Origin of the sequence: Janibacter sp. Y6, assembly GCF_040900765.1 — a bacterium.
GTDB classification, from domain to species: domain Bacteria; phylum Actinomycetota; class Actinomycetes; order Actinomycetales; family Dermatophilaceae; genus Marihabitans; species Marihabitans melonis.
In genome coordinates, this window is record NZ_JAKLYZ010000001.1 from 107475 (window position 1) to 123958 (window position 16484).

Annotated in this window: 12 protein-coding genes and 1 pseudogene; 8 read left to right on the forward strand and 5 right to left on the reverse strand. The window is 72.6% G+C overall.

Features of this window, described 5'->3' with window-relative positions; all coding sequences use genetic code 11:
• The first annotated feature begins 2 nt into the window (after positions 1–2).
• Both L6241_RS00500 and L6241_RS00505 read left to right on the forward strand, forming a co-directional pair.
• Positions 3–782 (forward strand): bifunctional 2-polyprenyl-6-hydroxyphenol methylase/3-demethylubiquinol 3-O-methyltransferase UbiG, encoded by a 780-nt coding sequence (locus L6241_RS00500; RefSeq protein WP_251720288.1) that lies wholly within the window; start codon positions 3–5, stop codon positions 780–782.
• Complete coding sequence (locus L6241_RS00505; RefSeq protein ID WP_368244343.1) at positions 779–4882, forward strand: alpha-(1->3)-arabinofuranosyltransferase family protein; 4104 nt, start codon at positions 779–781, stop codon at positions 4880–4882. The genes L6241_RS00500 and L6241_RS00505 overlap by 4 nt, the downstream gene beginning before the upstream one ends.
• A gap of 56 nt (positions 4883–4938) precedes the next feature.
• Here L6241_RS00505 and L6241_RS00510 read toward each other — a convergent pair.
• Positions 4939–5973: pseudogene (locus L6241_RS00510) on the reverse strand (acyltransferase family protein); the annotation flags it as partial.
• Positions 5970–7682: a hypothetical protein gene (locus L6241_RS00515; RefSeq protein WP_368244344.1), complete on the reverse strand. Its 1713-nt coding sequence runs from the start codon at positions 7680–7682 to the stop codon at positions 5970–5972. The gene L6241_RS00515 and the pseudogene L6241_RS00510, both read right to left, overlap by 4 nt.
• 144 nt (positions 7683–7826) lie before the next feature.
• Between L6241_RS00515 and L6241_RS00520 the strand changes: the two genes are divergently transcribed.
• Positions 7827–8885 (forward strand): DUF3068 domain-containing protein, encoded by a 1059-nt coding sequence (locus tag L6241_RS00520; protein WP_368244345.1) that lies wholly within the window; start codon positions 7827–7829, stop codon positions 8883–8885.
• Positions 8886–8960: 75 nt separating this feature from the next.
• On the opposite strand, the gene L6241_RS00525 is transcribed toward L6241_RS00520, so the two are convergent.
• Entirely contained in the window at positions 8961–9767 is an 807-nt protein-coding gene (locus L6241_RS00525) for a class I SAM-dependent methyltransferase (RefSeq protein WP_368244346.1), read from the reverse strand.
• Positions 9768–9978: 211 nt separating this feature from the next.
• On the opposite strand from L6241_RS00525, the gene rpsA reads away from it, so the two are divergent.
• Together rpsA and coaE are read left to right on the forward strand one after the other, a co-directional pair.
• A complete protein-coding gene (gene rpsA / locus L6241_RS00530) occupies positions 9979–11472 on the forward strand; it encodes a 30S ribosomal protein S1 (RefSeq protein WP_068276069.1) in 1494 nt (497 codons plus the stop codon).
• Positions 11473–11561: 89 nt separating this feature from the next.
• The gene (gene coaE / locus L6241_RS00535; protein ID WP_368244347.1) at positions 11562–12494 is read left to right on the forward strand and encodes a dephospho-CoA kinase; all 933 of its coding nucleotides are present in this window, start codon (positions 11562–11564) and stop codon (positions 12492–12494) included.
• Here coaE and L6241_RS00540 read toward each other — a convergent pair.
• Positions 12443–13066 carry a CHAP domain-containing protein gene (locus L6241_RS00540; RefSeq protein ID WP_368244348.1) on the reverse strand — a complete coding sequence of 208 codons (624 nt, stop codon included), beginning with the start codon at positions 13064–13066 and terminating at the stop codon, positions 12443–12445. The two genes, coaE and L6241_RS00540, sit on opposite strands and share 52 nt — an antisense overlap.
• Positions 13067–13119: 53 nt before the next feature.
• Here L6241_RS00540 and L6241_RS00545 point away from each other — a divergent pair, with 53 nt between their 5' ends.
• The gene (locus L6241_RS00545; protein WP_368244349.1) at positions 13120–13470 is read left to right on the forward strand and encodes a hypothetical protein; all 351 of its coding nucleotides are present in this window, start codon (positions 13120–13122) and stop codon (positions 13468–13470) included.
• Here the strand turns inward: L6241_RS00545 and L6241_RS00550 are convergent, their stop codons facing one another.
• Complete coding sequence (locus L6241_RS00550) at positions 13471–14484, reverse strand: LacI family DNA-binding transcriptional regulator (protein ID WP_368244350.1); 1014 nt, start codon at positions 14482–14484, stop codon at positions 13471–13473.
• A 264-nt stretch (positions 14485–14748) separates the two neighbouring features.
• Here L6241_RS00550 and L6241_RS00555 point away from each other — a divergent pair, with 264 nt between their 5' ends.
• Together L6241_RS00555 and L6241_RS00560 are read left to right on the forward strand one after the other, a co-directional pair.
• Positions 14749–15438: a hypothetical protein gene (locus L6241_RS00555; RefSeq protein ID WP_368244351.1), complete on the forward strand. Its 690-nt coding sequence runs from the start codon at positions 14749–14751 to the stop codon at positions 15436–15438.
• Complete coding sequence (locus L6241_RS00560) at positions 15411–16472, forward strand: glycoside hydrolase family 43 protein (protein WP_368244352.1); 1062 nt, start codon at positions 15411–15413, stop codon at positions 16470–16472. The genes L6241_RS00555 and L6241_RS00560 overlap by 28 nt, the downstream gene beginning before the upstream one ends.
• Positions 16473–16484 lie beyond the last annotated feature (12 nt).

Here is a 16484-nt window from a genome sequence, read left to right on the forward strand (position 1 = left end):
CGATGAGCACCGGCGCCCCAGAAGATATTAACCGACGAGTAACCACCCGTCGGGGTGATGCGTCGTTGCGGCGCAGCGTCACCCTCTTCCGTGTCTTCCTGCGAGAGCAGGACGACCCGGACATGTTCTACGGGGTGCTCGCCGCCGACTCCGTGGCCCAGCTCCAGCAGTGGTGCGATCTCGACGGCGCGAGGGTCGTCGACGTCGGGGGCGGTCCCGGTTACTTCGCCGATGCCTTCCGCAGGGCCGGCGCCAGCTACGCCGGACTGGAGCCAGATGCTGGGGAGATCACCGCCACGGGGACCTCGGGCCTCAACCTCGTCCGGGGGTCGGGGATGGCCCTGCCGCTCGCGGACGGGTGCGTGGACCTCGCGTACTCGAGCAACGTCCTCGAGCACGTGCCCGACCCCCGGGCCATGGCCGCCGAGATGGTCCGGGTCGCGGCTCCTGGCGCCCACGTCGTCATCTCCTGGACCCCGTGGCTGTCACCTCACGGCGGCCACGAGACGGGTCTGTGGCACTACCTCGGCGGCCGTCGCGCCGCAGAGCGCTACGCGCGCCGTCACGGCCGACGTCCGAAGAACGACTTCGGCCGCTCGCTCTTCGCGTGCGGGGTCGCCCCGATGGTGCGGTGGGCGCGTGAGGCCGAACGCGCGGGGGATGTCGTCGTCCGGGCCGTCCTGCCCCGCTATCACCCGTGGTGGGCCCGCTGGGTCGTCGACGTGCCGGGGCTGCGTGAGGTGCTCTCGTGGAACGTCATGATCGTCATGGAGCGCCGATGACCGACGGGGGGGACTCCCCCCGGGTGGTCCGCGCTGCCCGTCTGGCCGCCGGCGTCCTCGTGCTGGCCGCCCTGAGCTTTCACCAGGCCCCCGGGCTCGTCGTGCCGGACACGAAGCTCGACCTGACGGTCGACCCCATGCGCTTCCTCGGCCGAGCACTGCACCTGTGGGACCCTGCGGGGTCCTTCGGACAGCTGCAGAACCAGGCCTACGGCTACCTCCTGCCTGCCGGCCCCTTCCACGCCCTCCTGCTGTCGGCAGGCCTGCCCGCGTGGGTCGTCCAGCGGCTGTGGTGGACGCTCCTGCTGTCGGTGGCGCTCGTCGGCATGTGGCGCCTGCTGGGTCACCTCGGGGTGGGCAGTCCCTGGGCGCGGTACGCGGCGGCCATGGCCTTCGCCCTGTCTCCCCGGTTGATCTCCGAGACCGCGATCACCTCCGTCGAGGTGTGGCCGATGGCCCTCGCGCCGTGGGTGCTGCTGCCCCTCGTCGACCCCAGGCCCCGGTCGACGGCCTGGCGGGCCACCCGATCGGGGTGCGCCGTCGCGCTCGTCGGAGGGGTGAATGCCGTCGCCACCGGAGCGGTCCTCGTGCTGCCGGTGCTCTGGATCCTCACCCGTGCGCCCTGGCGCGAGAGCGTGAGGTTGCTGCTCGCCTGGCTCGGGGCGGTGGCACTCGCGGTCAGCTGGTGGCTGCTGCCGTTGCTCGCCCTCGGGCGGTACAGCCCACCGTTCCTCGACTGGATCGAGGACGCGCCTGTCACCACGGCGTTCGCCTCGGTCCTCGACGCAGTGAAGGGGACGACCGCCTGGGTGGGCTACCTCGCGACGGGGGGAGGACCGAGCTGGCCGGCCCAGTGGAGCCACCTCACGGTGCCCGCCCTGATGATCATCGGCATCGCCGTCAGCGGTCTGGGCCTGGGCGGTCTGCGTCTCGTGCGCGAGGAGCTGCGCCTCTTCCTCGTCCTCGGGCTGCTCGCCGGTCTGCTGCTCGTCACAGCGGGCCATCTGGGCGCGGCGGGCTCCCCGGTGGCTGGGTCGCTGCGCGAGCTCCTGGACGGCCCGCTCGCCCCGTTGCGCAACACCCACAAGTTCGAGCTCGTGGTCCGGGTCGTGCTCACGGTGGGGCTGGCCCAGGCGCTCACGTCGCTCGCGCGCCTGTCGCGGCGTCTCGGTCTGGCCCGCCCCCTCGTGCCGGCCGTGACGGTCTGCCTGCTCGTCGGGCTGTCCTCGCCGGCTCTCGCGGGCAGCATGCCGCGGCCCGAGGGGTACGAGGCCATCCCGCAGCACTGGCGCGACGTCGCCCGGTTCCTCGACGACGACCCCGCCCCCGGGACCGCGCTCGTCGTGCCCGGGGCGTCTTTCGCCGACTTCACCTGGGGCTCGACGAAGGACGAGCCGCTCCAGGCGCTCACCTCACGACCCTTCGCCGTACGAGACGCGGTGCCGCTCGGCGGCGCCGGCTCGACTCGCCTCCTGGACGACATCGAGGGGCGCCTGGCGGACGGGCGCGGTGGGCCGGAGCTCGTCTCGGCCCTGCGCTCTGCCGGGGTGCGCTTCCTCGTCGTGCGCAACGACCTGAGGCCCGACGCGGCCTCTCGTCGCCTGCTGCCGCTGCACCAGGCGCTCGCTGACTCCGGCCTGACCCCTGCGCGATCCTTCGGTCCGCGTGTGGGCACCGGTGGGCTCGGGCCGAGCGAGCAGGACTGGCGAACGCGGCTGCCGTACCGCAGCGTCGAGATCTTCGAGATCGGCGGAGCGGCGAGCGCGACGCAGGTGCCGCTCGCGTCGGCGCTGCGTGCACCAGGTGCCGGACCGGAGGACGTGCCGGACATCCGCGGGGCCTTCGGTGCCGACCGACCGATCATCACCGGCTCCGACGCCGAGTCGGCGGGCCTGCGCGAGCTGCCCGGTGTGGTGGTCGACGGGAACCTGCGTCGGGAGCACGGCTTCGGTCGTTCGGTCGACCCCCTGTCCGCGGTCATGGCATCGGACGACCGCCCCTCGAGCGGTCGACGCAGCTGGCAGCTGATCAGCGACGACGGAGCCGCTCGCACCGTGCGGGGCTGGTCGCGAGACGTCGCTTCCGTCCGAGCCTCGTCCTCGGCGTCCGACGCCGACGCCCAGCTCCGTCTCGGCCCGGGGAACGGTCCAGCGGCAGCCTTCGACGGCGACCCGTCGACCCGCTGGGTCTCTGGAGCCCTTGGCCGTGGCCCGGGCGAGTGGCTCGAGGTGCGCCTGCGAACTGCCCGAGATCTCGACGGGCTCCGGGTCCTCTTCGACGGGTCGTCCCCGGTGGGGGCGATGCCCGAGAGGGTCCGCGTCTCCACCGATCGAGGGTCGTCGACCTCAGTCGTCGACGCCTCGACTGGTGTCGTCGACCTGGCTGTCCCGCCCGGCGCCGCTCGCTGGGTGAGGGTCGAGGTCGTCGGCGTCGCAGGGGGTGAGGTCGTCAACGGCGTGGCGATCGCCGAGCTGCAGCTCCCGGGCGTCGACACCCGGAGCCACCTCGACGTCCCCGAGGTCCCCGGTCCCGTGTCAGGCGTGCTCCTGCGCCGGGCGAGCGACGGGCGGTCGGACTGCCTGCGGGCGGGAGACCGACCTCTGTGCGCCCCCTTCTACCGGCGGGACGCGGAGTCCGAGGCGGGGCTGCGCCGTGAGGTGGACATGGAGCGCAGCACCTACGAGATGTCGGGTCGGGTCGTTCCACGCCCCGGCCCCGCCCTGGATCGCCTCATCGCGGCGGAGGGGCGCAGCGTCGTCACGTCGTCGAGCAGCGCGACGCAGTCTCCGGCCGGCTCGGCTCCGGTGCTCCTCGACGGCGATCTCGGGACGGGCTGGCAGGCGGACGTCGACGACGGCGAGCCCACCGTGCGCGTGGAGCTCCCCCGAGCGGTGCGCACCGACGGCCTGCAGCTGCGCTCGGACGCGTACCTGGGAGCATCCCGACCGCGCGAGGTGAGGGTGAGGATCGACGGCGGGCGAGCCGTGGACCTCGCCGTCGCCGCCGACGGCCGCGTCGATCTCGGCTCGGAGCGACGGATCCGTCGGATGAGCCTGCGATTCCTCGAGTGGGACGAGGAGCGCACCCAGGTCGACCGGCGCTTCTCCGAGGTGCTGCCCGTCGGCTTCTCCGAGCTCGTGCTCGACGGCGTCGAAGTCCCTGCGGCGATAGGGCCTCGTGCCGCCCGGACCGGAGCAGCATGCGGCTTCGGGCCCGAGCTGCGCGTCGGCTCGACGACCTACACGACCCGGGTCGTCGGCACGATCGGCGACCTGCTGGACGAGCAGGAGCTGCGGTGGGAGCTGTGCGGCTCACGAGCAGCAGACGGAGTCACCATGCCCGGTGGACCGACGACGGTGGAGGCGGGCGCATCGGCCGAGTTCGAGCCGACCCAGCTCCGCCTGGGCTCGCCGGGCCGAGACCCATCCGCAGGTGAGCGGCAGCTCGCCCGACCCAACCCCGCCCGGGCAGAGGTCCGGACGACGGCATCTGATGTCCCGACCCTGGTCACGATCGCCCAGAACCACAACGCCGGCTGGGTGGCCACCGACGCGGAGGGGGTGTCGCTGGAGCCGGTGCGGGTCGACGGGTGGAAGCAGGGCTGGGTCCTGCCCGCCGGCGGCTCGGGCCCGGTGTCGGCCGTCTTCGAGCCGGACGCGCCGTACAGGTCGTCTCTTGCCATCGGCGGGTTGCTCGTCCTCGTCCTCATCGCCGGTGCCCTGGTGAGCGGTCGCCACCCCGCACGGCAGCTTGCGGCCAGGCGGGTGCCCGGCCCGGTGGGCGTCGTGCTGGCGACCGGGGCGCTCGCCCTGCTGGCCGGCCCGCTCGGGGCCGTGGTCGCCGTGGCAGCCGCGGTCGCGGCTCGACTGGGCCGGTCAGTCGTCGCGGCCATGGCCCTGGTGTGCGTCCTCGGGTCTGCGGTCCTCGTGCTGCCGCTGCGGTGGCCCGAGGGAGACGCGGGTGTCGGGTCGCTCTGGGTTCAGGGCCTCGTCGTCCTCGCAGTGGCGCTGGTCGTCACACCCGCGGTGACGTCCGCGAGCGGGCGATATCGCTCGAGGCTGCGTCCTCGTCTGACGAGGGGGCGCTCCACCCACCGGTAGCTCACCGCTGCGACGACCACGGTGATCGTCACGGTGGGTGCCCACAGCAGCCAGAAGCTCGCGTCGAAGAGGGTGGTCCCGAGCGCGTCCTGGACGAGCTCGAGGACGATGAGGTGGTAGCAGAAGATGCCGTAGGAGATCTCGCCGAGGAACCGTACGGGTCGGGCCTCGAGCGCGACGACCGCCCGGTGGTGCGCCGCACCCGGTGAGGCCGCGGGCAGCAGCACGAGCGCCGCGCAGACGGCGTAGCCGAGGTTCTTGACGACGACCGCCCCGGCGCCTGCCGTCGACAGGTCGTACGGACCGGCGACGGGTGTGGTGAGGAGCAAGAAGAGCGCGCCGGCGAGCGACCACGTCGTCAGGGGGTGGTCGGCCAGCTCGTCGAGCCACCCCCGCCGTGCCAGACCGCGCTCGCGAGCGGCCCGCCACAGGGCGAGCAGCATGCCCAGACCGAACCAACCCACGAGGCCCGGCAGCCAGACGGCTCGCTCCTCCCCTCGCGAGACAAAGACCCACACCGCACCGATCACGGGCGTCAGCAGCAGGGCTGCTGCGACCACGGTCAGCCGGCGGCGACTCACCCCGCCTCGCAGGAGAGCCCAGGCCATGAGCGGGAGCACGAGGTAGTAGGCCCATTCGGTCGACAGGCTCCACATCTGGGTCAGCCCCTCAAGATGATGGACCGGGAGATAGATCTGCAGCAGCGCGGCGTGGGCGAGGTAGTCCGCTGGGCCGGCACCTGTCGGTGTCAGAAGCACCGTCGTCCCGAGCACGGTGAGCCACAGGGCGGGCAGGACCCGCCAGCATCGGCGGCTGAGATAGGTCGCTGTCCGGGGGCGTGACCTGCTCTCGCACCAGGCGCGGGCGTGCGGGCCGAAGAGGAGAAACCCAGACAAGACGAAGAAGATGGCCACGCCGAAGTCCATCCGGGCGAGGAGCCCGGCGAACGGCCCGTTCTGGGCGTCACCAGACTCGAAGCCTACGTGCGTGCTGACGACCATGAGCGCACCGAGGGCACGGAGCGCGTCGAGAGCCGGCAGGTGGCTGTGAGTGGTCGCCGGCTCGTCCTTGCGGCGGGATCTCGCGGTCATGGTGCGACCTCGACGACCCCGACCTGCACGTCCCCGAGGCAGATGTTGGCATCGGCGTCCTGCGAGACGAGGACGAGGGCCCTCATGGTCATGGGCTGCTCGACCATCGCGTAGCCCGAGGACAGACCCGACTCCCAGAAGCCGTCGCCGACGAGCGGCATACGCTCGCCGTCCGCCGTCTCGGCGAAGACCCGCACCGTCGCCTCGGGCCGGGCGAGGTAGGGCAGCTGCACCGCCCAGTCCCCCTCGGGGAGCGTCGAGTCGAGCCGCATCGTCACCTCCGTGGCGCCCTGGACGAGGGCCGAGCACGTCGCGCCGGGCTCGGACCTGACCCCGGCCCACGCACGAAGGGCGGCCGGTCGTACCCTCCCGGTGTCGTCGACGACCTGCGGCTGCGGTCCGGACGCCAGCGTGGTGGCCCCTTCCGCACCCGTGAGGCCGACCAGACCGGAGACCCTGCGGTTCTCGGAGATGTAGGGCATGACCTCGAGGGGAGGACGCGTGTCCCAGAGGCTGACCGACCCGGCCGCGTCGATGTCCGTGGTCAGCCGTTCGAGGTAGTGCCGCGAGGGGTTCTGCCCCCATGGCCCGGCGAACCCGACGAAGGAGACGACCGTCCCGGCGACCCACGTCGCCCCCCACACGCCGACGACGACACGATGACCCCCACGCCAGGGGATCGCGGCCAGGGTGCACACCAGGGCAAGGGACAACGGGATGGCGGCGTCGGCCCAGTAGTGCTGGTGACGGGTGAGGACGTCGCCGAAGGTGGAGTAGCGCCCGAGCGCGACGACGGGAGTCCCGACGATCGCGAAGAGAAGCGTCGCGCCCCACAGGGTGAGGACGCGAGGCCGGTAGCGCCACGAGAGCACGACGGCGGTGAGGAAGAGGGCGACCCCGGCGATGACGACCGCTGTGGTCGGGTCGCTCAGCCCGAAGTACGGCGGGACAGTGGGAGACCAGCGCCACGGGCCGCCGAGGAGGGCGGGCAGGAGGCTCGCACCTGTGCCCTCTGCCGTGAGCCGTGCCACCAGGAAGGGGGAGACCGCCTGGGCGGCCGCACCACCTGACGGGAGGTAGATCGAGGCGAAGACCGCGACACCGGCCCCGACCGCGCCGAGCCACCTGACCCAGGCTCGGCGGCCCGCGGGGACGCGCGCGACGACCACCACGGCAGCCGCCGTGAGGACGACGAGCCCGGACTTCTCCCAGAACATCATCGTCGCGGTGAGGGTCGCGGCGACGACGACGAGGGGACGACGCGAGCTCGTGGTGAAGGCGTCGAGGGTGGCGTGGACGAGGACGAGACCCAGCACCTGCGCGGGGATCGTGTTGACGGCGCTGGAGAGGGACATGAAGGACGGCATCGACACGCTGGAGAACCCGTAGAGCACGGCGGCCCCCGCCGGTGCCCATCGCACCTCGGTGAGCCGGGCGACGAGGGCGACGAAGAGCACGACCGCGAGATACCACAAGGCCGCACGGGTGACGACGGTGAGCCCCCAGCTCGGGCCGTCGACAGTGGCGAAGATCGCATAGGTGAGACGCAGCCCCGGGGCGACGTGGTCGTTGACCGGCGTGAGGAGCAGGTCGGGTGAGAAGCCCCGCCTCCCGTGCACGAGGAAGTCGAGGTCGTCGGTGTACCACCCTCCCCGTGCGGCGAGGGCGGCCAGGACTCCTGCGGGCAGCAGGCAGAGTGCCAGCAGCACCTTCCGCTCGTCGGCCGACCTGGGGAACCACCGCTGCATGCTGGTCCTCTCGTGCGCTCGCCGCGCGGATCTTCGGGGTAGTCCCGCAGCAGGCTACTCGCTGGTATGTTCCCCCCGACGTCCCGATCTACAAAGGAGTGGTCCATGCGTCGGACTGCCGGTGTCATCCTCTGCGCCCTCGGCTCCATGCTTCTCGTGCTCGGGGCCCTCGCGCGCCCGGTGCTCTACGACCGGCTCGCGACCGTCCCGCTCGACCAGGAGACGACGAGCGTCTCCGTCGGGCAGGGCGTCGACGCCCTGTGGGTCCACCGCGACGGCGGGTCGGTCGCCATCGACCGGCTCGAGGACGTGCAGATACGCAGCACGCGTGAGGTGCTCGGCATCCCCGGGCGCACCGCCGATCGCGACGGCGAGGCCTTCTGGCAGACCGCGGTGACCTCGCAGGCAGAGGTGGACGGCGAATGGGTCCCGCTACAGTTCAGCGACGAGGGCGTGTCCTTCGACCGCCGAACGGGCGAGGCGACGAACTGCTGCGGTGACTACGTCTCCGTCGGCACCGTCGACGACCCCGACGCGACGCAGGAGGTCGAGCACGCGGGCAACTTCTTCAAGCTCCCCTTCGGCGTGGAGAAGAAGACGTACGCCTGGTGGGACGGCGACCTCGGTCGGGCGACCGATCTGAAGTTCCTGCGCACGGAGGACATCGAGGGCACGCAGACCTACGTCTTCCAGCAGGTCATCGAGCCTCAGCGCGTGGGGGAGCGCTCGGTGCCGGCCTCCCTCTTCGGTGGCTCGGAGGACGACGGGGACGTCGACGCCGAGGTGGTCTACGGAAACACCCGGACGCTGTGGATCGAGCCGAACACGGGCGTCATCATCAAGGGCCAGGAGGAGCTGAACCGCAATCTCGAGGCCGACGGCTACGACCCGGTGGCGATGACTGTCGGCACCATCGGCTACGACGACCAGACCGTCTCCGACAACGCCAAGACCTGGGGCTCCAAGGGCAGTCTGCTCGGGTTCATCGGAGGAGCGCTGACCCCCGTCGCGCTCGTCCTCGGGCTCGTCCTGCTCGGCCTGGGCCTGTTCCTCCTCCTGGCGGGACGGCGAACACGTGACCGTCGCCGCGACGACTCCCAGGACTACGACCTCGTCGACGCGAGCCCCGGTGCGACCACGGCTCCCGGGAGCCACCGCCGCTGACCGCGACGCACATCGCGAGACCCGCCGACCACGACGGTCGGCGGGTCTCGCCGCGCCGGGACGCCCGTCCTCGCCTCAGAGCGGCTTGTCGGCGACGACGACGAGCGTGCCCGGCAGGTGCTCGCCGCGCAGGGGCGACCAGCCGCCCCACGTCTGCGTGTTGCGCGTCGGCCACTCCGGCTCGACGAGGTCGACGAGGGTCAGCCCGGCGCTGATGACCTCGCGGACGCGGTCGCCGACGGTGCGGTGGTGCTCGACGTAGCTCACCTCGCCGAGGTCGTCGCTCTCGACGTACGGCGTGCGGTCGAAGTAGGAGCCGTGCGCGACCAGCCCCTCCGGGCCGGGGACGTCGGGGAAGGCCCACCGCACGGGGTGGCTCGTCGAGAAGGCCAGCCGGCCGCCGGGGCGCAGGACCCGCGCGAGCTCGTCGACGAGGGCCTGGCTGTCGGCGACGAAGGGGGTCGCGCCGTACGCGCTGAGGACGACGTCGAAGGACTCGTCGGCGAAGGGGAGGCGCTCCGCCGGGCACTGGACGAGGAGGGGGCGGGGTCGGTCGGGCGACGCCGCGTCGATGAGCGCCGCCGTGCGCAGCATCCCCATCGACAGGTCGGTGGAGACGACGCGCGCCCCCTGGTCGGCGGCCCAGCGCCCGCCTTGCGCGCCGCCGCAGCCGAACTCGAGGACGTCGAGCCCGGCGAGGTCGCGCTCGACGCACCCGAGCTCGTGCTCGTGCCAGCCCTCGGGGCCCCACACGAGGTCGCGGTCGCCGAGGAAGGCGCCGTGCTCGAGGTAGTAGTCGAGGGCCTCGGCGTCCCACCACCCGCGGTTGGCGACGGAGGTCTCGTCGGGGTCGGACGGGCGGCGGTCGACGCCGTGGGTCATCGCTCTCCTCGTGCGCTCGGGCGGCTTTTGGTGGTGGGTCCTCGTGTGGCTAAGATGGAGGGGTCTTTCCTGTGCTCCGCCCCGATCCTCCACGGACCGCCGGCGCAGCCCACGGGGACATCGCAACTGTGGCACACGCACCACCTGCCGCAGGCGCACCCCGCACGACCTGTCCGCACAACGAACCTGTCCGCAACGGAGCTCCTACTACATGACTGCCACCACGGTCCCCGCGACCGCCCCCGAGATCGCTGTCAACGACATCGGATCTCAGGAAGACCTCCTCGCTGCCATCGACGCCACGATCAAGGACTTCAACGATGGCGACATCGTCGAGGGCCACATCGTCAAGGTGGACCGCGACGAGGTGCTGCTCGACATCGGCTACAAGACCGAGGGCGTCATCCCCTCGCGCGAGCTGAGCATCAAGCACGACGTCGACCCCGGCGAGGTCGTCGCCGTCGGTGACGCCGTCGAGGCCCTGGTCCTCCAGAAGGAGGACAAGGAGGGTCGTCTCATCCTGTCCAAGAAGCGTGCGCAGTACGAGCGCGCCTGGGGCACGATCGAGAAGATCAAGGAGGAGGACGGCGTCGTCACCGGCTCCGTCATCGAGGTCGTCAAGGGTGGTCTCATCCTCGACATCGGCCTGCGTGGCTTCCTCCCCGCCTCCCTCGTCGAGATGCGTCGCGTCCGCGACCTCCAGCCGTACGTCGGCAAGGAGATCGAGGCCAAGATCATCGAGCTCGACAAGAACCGCAACAACGTCGTGCTCTCGCGTCGTGCGTGGCTCGAGCAGACCCAGTCCGAGGTGCGCACCACCTTCCTCAAGGAGCTGCAGAAGGGCCAGGTCCGCACCGGCGTCGTCTCCTCGATCGTCAACTTCGGTGCCTTCGTGGACCTCGGCGGCGTCGACGGTCTCGTCCACGTCTCCGAGCTGTCCTGGAAGCACATCGACCACCCCGGCGAGGTCGTCGAGGTCGGCGACGAGGTCACCGTCGAGGTGCTCGACGTCGACATGGACCGCGAGCGTGTCTCCCTGTCGCTCAAGGCGACGCAGGAGGACCCGTGGCAGCACTTCGCCCGGACCCACGCGATCGGTCAGGTCGTCCCGGGCAAGGTCACCAAGCTCGTCCCCTTCGGTGCGTTCGTGCGCGTCGAGGACGGCATCGAGGGCCTCGTGCACATCTCCGAGCTGGCCGAGCGCCACGTGGAGCTGCCGGAGCAGGTCGTCCAGGTCGGCGCCGAGATCTTCGTCAAGGTCATCGACATCGACCTCGAGCGTCGCCGCATCTCGCTGAGCCTCAAGCAGGCCAACGAGGACGGCGCCAACCTCACCGAGTTCGACCCGACGCTCTACGGCATGGCCGCCGAGTACGACGAGCAGGGCAACTACAAGTACCCCGAGGGCTTCGACTCGGAGACCAACGAGTGGCTCGAGGGCTACGAGACGCAGCGCGAGGCCTGGGAGAAGCAGTACGCCGAGGCGCACGCCCGTTGGGAGGCGCACCGCGCCCAGGTCGAGAAGTCGGCCGCCGACGACGCGGCCGCTGCCGAGTCGGGCGAGTCGACGAGCTCGTACTCCTCGGACAGCGCCCCGTCCACGAGCAGCCAGGCCGCCCCGGCGTCCTCCGGTGGCTCCGCCGGGGGCACCCTCGCCTCCGACGAGGCGCTCGCGGCTCTGCGCGAGAAGCTCACCGGCAACTGACCTCAGGTCACCCCGTGCGAAGGGGGCCGCGCACCGCTCGGTGCGTGGCCCCCTTCGTCGTCCCTGCGGGCCCGCCTACAGTGGCGGCCATGCTGCACGTGGGACTCACCGGTGGGATCGGGTCGGGCAAGTCGAGCGTCGCGCGACGGCTCGCGGAGCTCGGCGCGGTCGTCGTCGACGCGGACCAGGTGGCCCGCGACGTCGTGGCGAAGGGGGAGCCCGCCCTCGCCGCGGTCGTCGAGCGCTTCGGCCCGCAGGTCCTGCGTCTCGACGGCGAGCTCGACCGGCCGGCGCTCGGACGGGTCGTCTTCGCCGATCCGGAGGCGCTGCGCGCGCTCGAGGGCATCACCCACCCCGCCGTGTGGGAGCGCACCGCACGGCTGCGCGAGGAGGCCGCGGGCGCGGGCGCCGCGGTGCTCGTCCACGACATGCCGTTGCTCGTCGAGAAGCAGATGTCGCCCGAGTACCACCTCGTCGTCGTCGTCGACACCCCCGTGGAGACGCGCGTGCGCCGGCTCGTCGAGCACCGGGGGATGCCCGAGGAGGACGCGCGCGCCCGGATGCGCTCGCAGGCCGACGACGAGGCCCGCCGCGCCGCCGCCGACGTCGTGCTCGACAACGACAGCACCCCGCAGGAGCTCGTCGAGCGGGTCGACCGGCTCTGGCGCGAGCGGCTCGCCCCCTTCGCCGAGAACCTGCGCACAGGGACCCCGGCCGCGCGGGACGACCAGCCGGCGCACGACGGCCCCGACGAGCACCGCGGTGCACGGCTCGCCGCTCGCGTCGCGCACGTGCTGGGGGAGCGGTCCGCGCAGGTCGTGCCGGTGCCGTCGACCAGGGGCGTCGAGCTCGAGGCCGCCCTGCGGCCAGGGGGCGCCGAGGGCGACCTCGTCGGCCTGCTGGCCGCCGCAGGATACGTGCGCGACGACACCTCGGCGGAGGAGCACGTCTACCTCGGGTGCGACCCCGGTCAGACGGTGCGGCTGCGGCTCGTCCCCTCGCCGCGGCCGGGCAGGCCGTAGCCGACGAGACCGGGCTGGGTGAGCGAGAGGTGGCGCACCTTGATCGCGTCGCCCTCGTTGCCGCCGACGGTGACGACGTCGTGCCCGTGCCGGGTGACGAGGAAGTGGACGTGCTCGCCGGGCATCGACCCCTTCGCCCAGACGAGCAGGTCACCGGGGACGGGCGCGTACCTGCTCCCGGCCTCGCGGAAGCGCCCGGTGCCGCGCAGGTGATCGGTGAGGGTGAGGACGCCCGGGATGCGCCAGCCGCCCGAGGCCGGGTTGCGCAGCGGGACCCCGGCCTCGCGCAGGACCCACGAGGCGAAGTCGGCGCACCACGGCTCGACGACCCCCTCGGCGTACCTCGTGCCGGGTCCCTGGTCGGCGTGCTCGGCCCGTGCCGTCGTGAGGACGCGGCGACGCGTGGGCGGCAGCCCGCGGGGGATCGCCGGGAAGTCCGGGTCGACCTGGCCGAGGGTGGGTCGGGCCGGCCGCTGCGTCGCGGCGACCGGTGCGCAGGCCGCGAGCAGGCCGAGCGGTGCGGCGGCGAGCAGCGCCCGCCGACCGGGTCCGCGTCCGTCCCCCCGTGCCATGGACGTGATCGTAGACCTCCGGCGTCGTCGGCCCGCTCGCCTACGCTGCGGCAATGCCGTCCTACCGGGTCGCGATCGACGTCCACGAGACCCACCCGGGTGTCTCCCCGCCGAGCCTGCTCCCGCTCGCCGAGGAGCTCCTCGCGCGCACCCACCGCGTCGAGGACCGGTCGGTCGAGCTCGTCCGGATGCAGCCGCAGATCCACCTGCGTTTCCTCGTCGAGACGAGCACCGACGGCCAGGAGGACGACGAGGCCGAGGGCGCCGTGCGCCGCCTCGTCGCCGATCTCACGGCGTCCGCCGTGCTCGGGCGGTGGGTCCTGCGCCGGGGACCCGGCGGGCACTGGCGGGTCGTGCGCGAGGGGGTCGCCCCGGAGCCGCCGGACGTGCCCGTCGACTTCTGATCAGGTCTGCGCGGCGCGCCCGGTGGTGGACTCGCGGGCCACGAGCGTCCACGGCACCGCGACCTCCTGGCTGGGGGAGGTGTCGCCGTCGATGCGCGAGACGAGCATCTCCAGCGCCCGGCGCGCGAGATGGGTGAGGTCGGGGGAGATCGTCGAGATCGAGGGGTTCGCGTACCGCGTCTCGGCGATGCCGTCGAAGCCGATGACCGCGACGTCCTCGGGCACCCGCACGCCGGCCCCGGCGCACGCCCGCACGGCGCCGACCGCCATGAGGTCGTTGAAGCAGAAGACGGCGTCCGGGGGCGAGGGCAGGGCGAGGAGCTGCTGCATCGCCGCGTACCCGTCGCCCCGCTCGAAGTGGGGCACCCCGACGACGAGCTCGGGGTCGTAGGCGAGGTCGGCGGCGCGCAGCGCCTGCCGGTAGCCGCGCAGGCGCTCCGACGAGGTGCCGCGCACGGTCTCCCGCCCGATCGCCGCGACGCGCCGCCGGCCGAGCGTCAGGAGGTGCTCGGTGGCCGCGCGGCCCGCCGCGACCGAGTCGACGGCGATGTGGTCGTAGCCGGTGAGGGTCGGCCGCTCGCCGAGCAGGACCATCGGCAGGTCGTCGTCGCGACCGGCGATCTCGTCGGCCGAGAGCGCGAGCGGCGAGAAGATCACCCCGTCGATGACGTGCGAGCGCATCCCCTCGAGGACGACGCGCTCCGCGTGCTCGTCGCCCCCGGTGGCGTCGAGCAGCACGATGAAGCCCATCGCGGCCGCCTCGCTCGTCACCTTCGCGGCGAGCTCGGCGAAGTACGGCGAGTCCATCGCCGGCACGGCGAGGGCGAGGAAGCCTGCACGCCCGTCCTTGAGGTTGCGGGCCGAGAGGTTGGGCCGGTAGCGCAGCTCCTCGATGGCCGCGGAGACCTTCGCCCTGGTCGCCTCGGTGACGTGGGGGTGGTTGTTGACGACGTTCGAGACCGTCTTGACCGACACCCCGGCCCGCTCCGCGACGTCCCGCAACCGTGCTGCCACGCCCGACCTCCTCCGCGGCACGTGGTCGTGCCGTCCTCACTCGTACCGCATCACTCGTACCGGATCACGGTTGGGCCCGCACCCTCGGGACCGGCGCACCCCGTCGGGTGCATTTTCGTCCCGACCTCTGGACAAGCGTGTTATCCGTTGTAAAGCTGGCGCCCAGCACCCGCGTTTCCACCGTTGCAAAGGCGACGGCGACAGCGTCGGTGCAGGTCACGGCAATGTCGCCGAACGGTCGAGGAGGACGTCGACAACGTCGTCGTGACCCCGGCGGCGCAGGACGCCCGTGGGCTCGCTCCGGTGCCCCAGGCGGGGGCCCTCATCACGGGCGAGGAGTTCGACGACGCCTCGACCCCGGCGCTGACCTGGGTGCGTGAGAACCCCCAGGCCCGCGTCGAGGACGGGCAGCTGTGCTGGCCGGTCGAGGGCACCGACCTCACCGGCGGGGGCAACCAGGCCGGTCTGCTGCTCCACGACGCGCCCGACGACGGCGACTGGATCGCGCAGACGAAGGTCCACCTCGACCTCGGCACCGACGAGATCCGCAACTACCAGCAGGCAGGCCTCGTCGCGCACGCCACCGACGACGACTTCGCCCGGCTCGGCACCGTCGCGATCTGGAACACCCGGCAGACGGAGTTCGGCCGTGAGGTCGCCGCGGCGCCCGACGGTCGGACGTCGTACGGCGGTGCTCTCGTCGGGACCGCCGCCCCGACGATGTGGCTGCGCCTGGCGCACCACCGCACGGCGGAGGGGGAGCACCTCTACCGCGCGGGGACGAGCCGGGACGGCCGGACGTGGACGTGGGGCGCGACCTGGGCGCTCGGCGCCGGCACTGAGCCGAGGATCGGGCTCTACTCGCACGGCGGGGCGTCCCCGGCCGCCGTGGCCTCTTTCGACCACCTGCGCTTCTACCGCACCCGGTGGCCCTCCGACCCCGGCGCCGGGTGAGCCGGTCACGGGTCCGACGGGCCCGCTCGCGAGGACGGCGCACGGCTGCCGTCCTCGCGGGCGCGTCCCTCGCCCTCGGCGCCTGCCAGTCCCCGACACCCGACGCCGCCCCGCGGCAGGAGAGCGAGAGCATGACCGGCTTCACCAACCCCGTGTGGGCGAGCAACTTCCCCGACCCGCAGGTGCTCGACGCCGACGGCTCGTACGTCGCGATCGCGACGAACGGCAACGGGATGAACGTCCAGACCCTCACGAGCACCGACCTCGTCGACTGGAGCCAGGGCTCGGACGCCATGCCCGAGCTCGCGAGCTGGACGTCGCCGGGCAAGGTGTGGGCGCCCGAGGCCGTGCAGATCCGCGAGCAGTGGGTCATGTACTACACGACCCGCGCCCCGGACCCCGAGATCCAGTGCATCGGCGTCGCCGTCTCCGCGCAGCCGGAGGGGCCCTACGTCGACGACAGCGACGGACCCCTCGTGTGCGAGGAGGACGCGGGTGGGTCGATCGACGCGCACCCCTTCGTCGACACGGACGGCCAGGCCTACCTGTACTGGAAGAACGACGGCAACGCCGTCGGGGTCGACACGTGGATCTCGGTGCAGCGCCTCGGCCCGGACGGGACGACGGTGCTCGGCGAGCCCGAGCGGGTCATCCGCCAGGACCTCGCGTGGGAGGGCGACCTCGTCGAGGGGCCCTTCGTGCGCGAGGAGGACGGGGTGTACCACCTCTTCTACTCCGCCAACGACTTCGGCTCGGACCGGTACGCGGTGGGGCACGCGACCGCGGACGCGCCGACGGGCCCCTTCGTCAAGGACGACGAGCCGGTCCTCGTGAGCAACGAGGTGGCCGCCGGCCCGGGGCACAACTCCCTCGTCGAGCGGGACGGCCGGGTGTGGATGGTCTACCACGCGTGGGCGCCGGACGCGGTGGGCTCCGAGGTGCCCGGACGCACGATGTGGCTCAGCGAGGTGACCTTCGACGGGCGCTCGGTGAGCGTCGACCCGCCGGCGACGACGGTGCCGACGCGACCCTGAACCCGGGCCCTG

Excerpts from the sequence above, each read along its gene's own strand:
- rpsA (WP_068276069.1), top strand. The coding sequence starts at position 9,979 with ATGACTGCCACCACGGTCCCCGCGACCGCCCCCGAGATCGCTGTCAAC.
- L6241_RS00520 (WP_368244345.1), top strand. The coding sequence starts at position 7,827 with ATGCGTCGGACTGCCGGTGTCATCCTCTGCGCCCTCGGCTCCATGCTT.
- L6241_RS00500 (WP_251720288.1), top strand. The coding sequence starts at position 3 with ATGAGCACCGGCGCCCCAGAAGATATTAACCGACGAGTAACCACCCGT.
- L6241_RS00525 (WP_368244346.1), bottom strand. The coding sequence starts at position 9,767 with ATGACCCACGGCGTCGACCGCCGCCCGTCCGACCCCGACGAGACCTCC.
- L6241_RS00505 (WP_368244343.1), top strand. The coding sequence starts at position 779 with ATGACCGACGGGGGGGACTCCCCCCGGGTGGTCCGCGCTGCCCGTCTG.
- coaE (WP_368244347.1), top strand. The coding sequence starts at position 11,562 with ATGCTGCACGTGGGACTCACCGGTGGGATCGGGTCGGGCAAGTCGAGC.
- L6241_RS00545 (WP_368244349.1), top strand. The coding sequence starts at position 13,120 with ATGCCGTCCTACCGGGTCGCGATCGACGTCCACGAGACCCACCCGGGT.
- L6241_RS00540 (WP_368244348.1), bottom strand. The coding sequence starts at position 13,066 with ATGGCACGGGGGGACGGACGCGGACCCGGTCGGCGGGCGCTGCTCGCC.